At 34.2% G+C, this 7,761-nt stretch carries 9 protein-coding genes; 6 read left to right on the forward strand and 3 right to left on the reverse strand.

Going from position 1 to position 7,761, the window contains the following annotated elements; genetic code table 11:
* Positions 1-57 precede the first annotated feature (57 nt).
* The 6 genes from dnaB (at position 58) to JO950_RS20340 (ending at position 5,934) form a co-directional block, all read left to right on the forward strand.
* Positions 58-1,602, forward strand: coding sequence for a replicative DNA helicase (dnaB, locus tag JO950_RS20315; RefSeq protein ID WP_202704264.1), 1,545 nt, complete (start codon positions 58-60; stop codon positions 1,600-1,602).
* Positions 1,603-1,740: 138 nt separating this feature from the next.
* Positions 1,741-2,118 (forward strand): hypothetical protein, encoded by a 378-nt coding sequence (locus JO950_RS20320; protein WP_202704265.1) that lies wholly within the window; start codon positions 1,741-1,743, stop codon positions 2,116-2,118.
* 144 nt (positions 2,119-2,262) lie between these two features.
* Entirely contained in the window at positions 2,263-2,763 is a 501-nt protein-coding gene (locus JO950_RS20325) for a hypothetical protein (protein ID WP_202704266.1), read from the forward strand.
* Between the two features lies 1 nt (position 2,764).
* Entirely contained in the window at positions 2,765-3,556 is a 792-nt protein-coding gene (locus JO950_RS20330) for a sensor histidine kinase (protein WP_202704267.1), read from the forward strand.
* Positions 3,557-3,670: 114 nt separating this feature from the next.
* On the forward strand, positions 3,671-4,336 hold the full coding sequence (locus tag JO950_RS20335) for a response regulator transcription factor (protein WP_017498438.1): 666 nt from the start codon (positions 3,671-3,673) through the stop codon (positions 4,334-4,336).
* 338 nt (positions 4,337-4,674) lie between these two features.
* Positions 4,675-5,934 carry an asparagine synthetase B gene (locus tag JO950_RS20340; RefSeq protein WP_202704268.1) on the forward strand — a complete coding sequence of 420 codons (1,260 nt, stop codon included), beginning with the start codon at positions 4,675-4,677 and terminating at the stop codon, positions 5,932-5,934.
* A 1-nt stretch (position 5,935) separates the two neighbouring features.
* Here the strand turns inward: JO950_RS20340 and JO950_RS20345 are convergent, their stop codons facing one another.
* From JO950_RS20345 to JO950_RS20355, 3 genes are all read right to left on the reverse strand, one after another.
* A complete protein-coding gene (locus JO950_RS20345; protein ID WP_202704269.1) occupies positions 5,936-6,739 on the reverse strand; it encodes an endonuclease/exonuclease/phosphatase family protein in 804 nt (267 codons plus the stop codon).
* 132 nt (positions 6,740-6,871) lie between these two features.
* Positions 6,872-7,126, reverse strand: coding sequence for a hypothetical protein (locus JO950_RS20350; RefSeq protein WP_346432358.1), 255 nt, complete (start codon positions 7,124-7,126; stop codon positions 6,872-6,874).
* An 80-nt stretch (positions 7,127-7,206) separates the two neighbouring features.
* On the reverse strand, positions 7,207-7,761 hold a 555-nt coding region (locus JO950_RS20355), incomplete at its 5' end, for a response regulator (protein WP_202704270.1).

Raw genomic sequence — 7,761 nt, forward strand, 5'->3', positions numbered from 1 at the left:
CAATTAATAGTTATAACTCAATAGCAATTTTTTTTTAAATTTTGCTACTTTCGCTATATGGAAAATTTCAAGAATGTAAATCCTGTAAAGGTAGATAAAACCACAATTATTAATTTAGAAAAAGGAAAACTTCCGCCGCAAGTGCTTGAATTGGAGGAGGCTGTTCTTGGTGCGATGATGATTGATAAAAAGGGGGTTGATGATGTAATTGATATTTTACAGGCTGATGCTTTTTATAAAGAGGGACATAAATTTATTTTTGAAGCGATCGTTCAGCTTTTTACCGAAACACAGCCAATCGATTTGCTGACGGTTTCGGCACAATTAAAGAAGAATGGAAAATTAGAGTTAGCCGGAGGAGATTTTTATTTAATTCAGCTTACTCAAAAAATTGCTTCTTCTGCGCATATCGAATTCCACTCTCGTATTATCCTTCAAAAATTCATTCAAAGAAGTTTGATTCGAATTTCGTCCGAAATTATCGAAGCCTCTTATGATGAAACAGCAGACGTGTTTGATTTGCTGGATCAGGCCGAATCTAAACTTTATGAAGTAACACAAGGAAATATCAAACGTAGTTCTGAAACGGCTCAGAGTTTGGTACTTCAGGCTAAAAAGAAAATTGAAGAGATTGCGAAAAAGGAAGGATTGAGTGGTGTGGAAACCGGTTTTCATAATTTGGACAAATTGACTTCAGGATGGCAGCCTAGTGATTTAATTATTATCGCGGCGAGACCTGCGATGGGAAAAACAGCCTTTGTACTTTCAATGGCGAGAAATATAGCCATTCAGTACGGGCATGGGGTGGCTTTGTTCTCTCTGGAGATGGCATCCGTTCAGTTGATTACAAGGTTAATTTCGTCAGAAACTGGATTGTCATCAGAAAAACTTCGTACCGGTAAATTAGAACCCCACGAATGGGAAATGTTGAGTACCAAAGTAAAAGATCTGGAAAAAGCACCTTTGTTTATTGATGATACACCTTCGCTTTCTATTTTTGACTTGAGAGCAAAATGCCGTCGTTTGGCTTCACAGCACGGAATTAAAATTATTATTATTGATTATTTGCAGCTGATGACTGCCGGAGGAAATAATAAAGGAGGTGGAAATCGTGAACAGGAGATTTCGACTATTTCCCGAAACTTAAAAGCCCTGGCAAAAGAGCTAAACGTTCCGGTAATTGCACTTTCGCAGTTATCGCGTGCCGTTGAAACGCGTGGATCCAGTAAACGTCCGTTGCTTTCGGATCTTCGTGAATCTGGAGCTATCGAGCAGGATGCCGATATCGTTTCGTTTTTATACCGACCGGAATACTACAAAATTGAAGAGTGGGATGACGATGAAGCATCACCAACTGCAGGTCAGGCAGAGATTATGATCGCCAAACACCGTAACGGGGGGATCGAAAACATTCGATTGAAATTCTTAGGACATCTTGGAAAGTTTGATAATCTTGATGATTTTTCAGGTAGTTATGACGATTTGCCATCAAAAATGAATCATGACGATAATTCTTTTATAACTAAAAGCCTGCCTTCGGCCAATGAAGCTTTCGGCAGTAATTTAAATGACGACGATGACGACAACGATGTTCCGTTTTAATAAAACAATTTAGCCTCATTTTGAGGCTTTTTTTATGCTTTTATATTAATACTTTTCCTAGAAAATTCTGTAGTTTAGCTAAACAATTGCGTAAAGCGATTAATGAATTAAACTTTAACCCAAAAACAAATTTAAATTATGTCAGAAGAAAAAAAATTAGGATCAGTTGAAGTCAGTTTGGCTGTTGGTCAGGAATGGGCTCGGAAATTTCGAAAGTCCAAAGAAGGTAAAGAGAAAGTAGATGCTTATCTGATTCCGTTAGAGAGTATCAAGTTGGTATTAGACCAGGACATTGACGCCGTGCGTGCTTATGTAGGGATTAATAATGCCGGAGAGCAAAACTTAATGCTTGTGGGTACAAAACTAGATCCAAAAACAGGTGTTTATGTAGATGTTTTCAAAAAACAGCTAGCCGCAGCGGGAGCAAGAACTGCCGGAGATGGTGAAGATGTACTTTACGATGCTTCTCGTCCTTGTCCTCCGTACACCGACCCGAATAGTCCAATGAATCAATAGTTGATGGATAATTTTCTAATATATTCAGGTTATTTGGTACTCTTACTTAACCTGATTTTATATACATATAGCTTTTTCCTACGGGAAAAAGCTAATGTTTTTTTTACAGTTTATGTCGTGTTTTTATGTGTTATTCAATTCACGATGGAGCTGTTATACCGTTTTCAGATTGAAAATTTATTTTTTGTAAACATCTATTTTATTGGTCAAATGGTTTTATTGGGACTGTTTTACAAATCAATTTTAGGACAAAAAAGACAAAAAGCATTTGTAGACTGGAGTCTGACTTTAATGTTGTTCGTTTTGGCCGTCCAGTGTTTGATTAATACAGAACAATTTTTTAAATTTAATTTGTTTGCCATTACGGCGACTTCCTTGCTAAGTGTTGTATATGCTTTATTGCATTTTTATAATATGCTGACCGATGACAGGAAGTATTATTATTTTACAGTGGGATTGTCTTCTTATTTACTGGTAAGTACGGTCCTTTTTTTAGTGGGTAATCTTACCCTCGGATTAAGCGATGATTTAAAATATTTTACATGGAGACTAAATGCTTTTTTCGTACTGTTGTATTATCTATTTATCTTATACGAATGGAAAGTAAGTTTTAATCCAAAAAATAAAATTAATAATCAGATATGATATGAGTGGAAGCCCGGTTTACGAAAAAGAGATAGTTGCCATCATCTTGTACACATCATGTTTTTTTATGGTTGTGGCATTTTTCTTAGTGGCCTTCTTTTATTTTTCGAGAAAGAAAATTATTCAGAAGGAAGTAGAGAAAAGAGATTTGGAAATTCAGTATCGAAAGGAACAATTGCATGCAGTTATTGTTACTCAGGAAGAAGAGCGAAAAAGAATCGCTCAGGATTTGCATGATGACATCAGTTCTAAGCTCAATATAGTTTCATTAAATTCACATTTACTATCCTCCCCAAATTTAACGGAAGCCGAGACAAATGAAATTACGGATACAATTATTAGTCTAACGGCTAAAGCATTAGAGAATTCCAGAAAAATTGCCCATAATTTATTACCCCCGGTTTTTGAAAAGTTTGGTCTGAATGCCGGAGTCCGGGAACTTTGTGACGAATTTGAAAGTTCTAAGGCGGTAAAAGTGCATTATCATAATGGAATTGATTTTGATTCGAATCATAATGACCGACATTTGCATATTTTTCGAATTCTGCAGGAATTAATGAACAATTCTTTACGCCATGGTAAAGCTACCGAAATTTGGATTGATTTTAAAGTAGAAAATGAGATTCAGACTTGTTATTATAAAGATAATGGAATTGGTTTTGACAGCGAAAATACCGAAAATCAGAAGGGATTGGGTATGAAAAATATAGATAGCCGTATTTCGTTTTTGAAAGGAATAATCGAAATTCATTCGGAAATTAGTAAAGGTATTAGCGTAGTTTTTACTTTTTAGGTTAAAAAAGGGCAATAAAATAGGTTTTTACCTAATATATTGTGGTTGTAGTACTTTTTTCTGCTTCATATTTTGTAATTTCGGTGTACCAAAAGACCAAAAACAAAAAATCAAATGAGTGCCGCTATTAAAATTGCTTTAGTAGATGACGAAGTTTTGTTCCGTAAAGGGATTTCTTTTTTATTGCAAAGAGAAGATAATATCGATATTATTTTTGAAGCATCAAACGGAGAAGAACTTCTGTTAAATTTAGACAACAGCGTGATCAAGCCTGATATTATTATCATGGATTTGAAAATGCCCATTTTAAATGGTGTCGAGGCTACAAAAATTATTCGGAAATCATTTCCCGAAATTAAAATTATTGCGTTAACCAGCTATGATACAAAATCATTTATTGCCAATATGATTCAGGTGGGAGCTGTAGCTTATCTGATAAAAAATACGACTCCAAAAGATTTAATTCATACCATCAATCAAGTAGCAAAAAAAGGTTTTTATTACAATGAGAGTGTACTGCAAACCATTCAGGAAACTATTATCTCCAGTAAAACTTCAAAAGGAAATCTGGAAACCGGTTTTCTTTCACAACGGGAAATAGAAATACTTCAGCTTATTTGCCAGCAAAAAACAACTTCAGAAATTGCAGATCATCTTTACTTAAGTCCCAGAACTGTAGAAGGGCACCGTAACAACTTATTGCTTAAAACAGAATCCAAAAATATAGCTGGTTTAGTAGTATATGCGATTCAGAATGAAATTGCTGTTTTAACGCTGTAAATCTAAGCTTGCTAAATATTGAATGGAGAGTACGTAGTATAAAATTATAATTAGCACGAGTATAACTATTCCTATTTTTTGTATCATACTTAATCCCTTAGGTTCTTGGTTGCTATCATTAAGCTTCATGCCTTTGTCTTTTTCATTGATTAAATTTACGCCCGGGGGAGAGCAAATGTAAGAATAATGTGCTTTTACAAAATAGGTGTTTCTACGTGATTTTAGCCGTGTATTTAATTATTTTCAGGTGTTTTTTTAACATTTGTCTACTTATAAAAGCGAAACAACTGTTGTGTTTTTTGAAGGTTCCTTTATATCTTTACTAAAATAATTTTCTAATGAAGAAGTGCTTAGTTTATATTTTCATATTGCTACTTTCATTCACGGCAAAAGCCTCGTTTATCCTACTTCCGATGGACGAAACCACACAGCAGAATCATCTTAAAGCCTACGGAATTACCTATTGGTGTTTAAGTAGAGACTATAAAGCAAGTTGGTTGTTAAATTATCGCGGAGGTTCATTTTTACTCCCGGATGCCGATGAAATCCGTAAAGAATGTAAAATTAGAGGAGTAAGTTTTGAAATTCTTTCAGATGCTGAGGAGGCTTCGATATTAAATGATATTTCAAGTCCATCCCAAAATATGGAATCTGTTATTTTAGAAAAAGCACCTAAAATTGCGGTTTATACACCAAAAGGGAAACAACCCTGGGACGACGCCGTAACTTTAGTTTTAACTTATGCCGAAATTCCTTTTACACCAATTTATGATGAAGAGGTTTTAAGTGATCAGCTGCTTCTTTACGATTGGCTGCATTTGCACCATGAAGACTTTACCGGACAATACGGTAAATTTTACTCTGCGTATAAAAATACACCCTGGTACATTGAACAAAAAAAAGACGCTGAGGCTCTGGCTGCAAAATTAGGGTATCCTAAAGTATCTCAGGAAAAAGGAGCAGTTGCAAAAAAGATCAGAGATTTTGTAATCGGTGGTGGATTTATGTTTGCCATGTGTTCTGCAACGGATAGTTTTGATATTGCACTTTCGGCAGATGGAGTTGATATCTGCGAAGCCATGTTTGACGGAGATGCCAGTGAGTCCAATTATCAGTCAAAATTGAATTATGGAAATTCGTTTGCCTTTAAAAATTTTACTTTGGAACGAAAACCGGAAGTTTATGAATTCTCAGATATTGACATGACCTCAAAACGCAGAATTCCTATGGAGAAAGATTATTTTTCTTTAATGGAGTTTTCCGCAAAATGGGATCCAATTCCTAGTATGTTGTGCCAGAATCATACACAATTAGTAAAAGGATTTATGGGCCAGACGACCTCATTTGATACCGATTTGATAAAATCAAATGTCCTGATAATGGGGACTTGCGAATTGAATGGAGAATCAAGATACATTCATGGCGAGAAAGGAAAAGGGATGTTTACTTTTTTTGGAGGACATGATCCTGAAGATTTTCAGCATCAGGTTGGAGATCCGCCTACCGTTTTAGATTTACACCCAAACTCTCCGGGGTACCGTCTCATTTTAAATAATGTTTTGTTTCCTGCAGCAAGAAAGAAAAAGCTGAAAACATAATCTAGTTCAGTGAAAATTCAATCCAGATTGGAATATGATCGGATATTTTTCGGGCTTCCTGAAGTGAATTAAAGTTTTTATAGAACGAAACAATACCGGAATTTATATAGTTTACTGACTTTTTGTGATAAAAAATATTATCAAATTCTGATGCCAGGCAAACAGTCTCTTTGCATTGTTGCTTTAAAGTAGTCTTTTGATTCTGTAAAGTAGAATGGTATCCCATTTTTTTTAATGGAGTAAATACAGAGTGAGATTGCGGGCAGTTAAAATCACCAACAAAGACCAAATTTAAGTTGGAATATTGTTCAGGCAGAAATTTAAAATATTTGATCTCCGTCTCAGGTTGCTTCTTTTTAGTGATAGCATGAAAATTGACTAATGTAATGCTCTTTTTATTGATTTCAAAAGTGCCCAGATAAGGCTCACGATCAATTTCTGAATGGTATTTTTTTTCCAGCCAGGCGTTACCTTTCAGCTTTACCTTGCTTGTTTTCCAGAGATAAGCGTATCGTTCTGTTTTATAGCTGTTTCCGCTTGTTGGGTTGCTTATGGTATAGTCCCATTTTGAGCCCTTATTGTTTAAAATTGCAGCAAGTTTTGCAACAGCCTGTGAACCGCCATATCCGGCAACAACTTCCTGAATTGCGATAATATCATAAGCAAGAACAGTATTTGCAATGAAATTCAGTTCTGATTCGGATTTTGATTTTCCTAAGTTCTCAATATTCCAGGATAGAATTTTAGTTTGTGAGTACGTGAGAACAGAAAAAAGGAAGAAAGTAAGACTTAATAAGTATTTCATGCTGTATTTAAAAATTCAAATATAGGCATTTCAAAATTCGATTATCGTTTAGTCGAATTCTGTTTCTAGTTTCAATGAGAATCTGTCTTAAAAAAGATTCTCATTGAAATTTAAGCATCAATAAATTTAAGATTAATGCTTTTTATACCTGTTTTTTAGAGCAGTACCAATTATAATGATTTGCAAAACAAGCAGAGCCGGAATAAAAATAATTTTCCAATCTACTTCCAGCCATCCTGTTTTTTCAGAAACGAAAGCAAAACTTAAGGATAGAAAAAGACAAAGTAACATTGTTTTCATTATGATCTTGTTTTTAGTTGTATTAATCTTCGAAACAAAAACCTGTAGAAAATTTCTTTTAGAGCTATTTTTGTATTTGATTTTCATTAGTTGACTAATAGATTACAGACAAAAGTAGATTTATTTAAAAACATTTCCTTACGGGAAACCGTAAAACCAATTAAAAATTAAATCAGACCAAAATCTTTGGCAATAGCAATTAGATGTACATTGTTATTTGCCTTAAAGTAAATCTTTAGTTTATTAATGCGTTTTTCGATACTGCTGGTCCCGTTTGGAGTGATCGAAGTTGCTTTAAATTCATTTGATATGTTATCTAAAATATAGCCTTGCGACAGAAGTTTTAAGATTGAAATGTCGTACGATTCAATTTCAAACAATGATTTTTCGTTGAAATTAAAAGACAAATCAGAAGAAAGTATTTTTTCTTCATTTCTAAAAGTTCCTTCAATCGCTTTTTTTAATTCGACGATACTATTACGCCCTTTAGAAACATAGGCACTAATGCCTAAATCATAAAAAAGAGATTTTATACGATAAGATTTGTCTTCTATAGAAAATACTATCTTTTTTATTTTAGGCTGAACTTCATTAACCGCTTCGATTAACTCTTCGCCACCATTTAGAATAGTTTTACGATGATCCTTTTTAAAAGATAAATCAGTGATTAATAAATCGTATGGTTCATTATCCATAATAGCTTTTTTTACTTTATTTAATCC

This window comes from Flavobacterium sp. UGB4466, from assembly GCF_903469665.1.
Taxonomy (GTDB): domain Bacteria; phylum Bacteroidota; class Bacteroidia; order Flavobacteriales; family Flavobacteriaceae; genus Flavobacterium; species Flavobacterium lipolyticum.

What these genes read in the sequence shown, in the direction of transcription:
- JO950_RS20345 (WP_202704269.1), bottom strand. Translation starts at nt 6,739, where the DNA reads ATGAAATACTTATTAAGTCTTACTTTCTTCCTTTTTTCTGTTCTCACG.
- dnaB (WP_202704264.1), top strand. Translation starts at nt 58, where the DNA reads ATGGAAAATTTCAAGAATGTAAATCCTGTAAAGGTAGATAAAACCACA.
- JO950_RS20340 (WP_202704268.1), top strand. Translation starts at nt 4,675, where the DNA reads ATGAAGAAGTGCTTAGTTTATATTTTCATATTGCTACTTTCATTCACG.
- JO950_RS20335 (WP_017498438.1), top strand. Translation starts at nt 3,671, where the DNA reads ATGAGTGCCGCTATTAAAATTGCTTTAGTAGATGACGAAGTTTTGTTC.
- JO950_RS20325 (WP_202704266.1), top strand. Translation starts at nt 2,263, where the DNA reads ATGGAGCTGTTATACCGTTTTCAGATTGAAAATTTATTTTTTGTAAAC.
- JO950_RS20320 (WP_202704265.1), top strand. Translation starts at nt 1,741, where the DNA reads ATGTCAGAAGAAAAAAAATTAGGATCAGTTGAAGTCAGTTTGGCTGTT.
- JO950_RS20330 (WP_202704267.1), top strand. Translation starts at nt 2,765, where the DNA reads ATGAGTGGAAGCCCGGTTTACGAAAAAGAGATAGTTGCCATCATCTTG.
- JO950_RS20350 (WP_346432358.1), bottom strand. Translation starts at nt 7,126, where the DNA reads ATGAAAATCAAATACAAAAATAGCTCTAAAAGAAATTTTCTACAGGTT.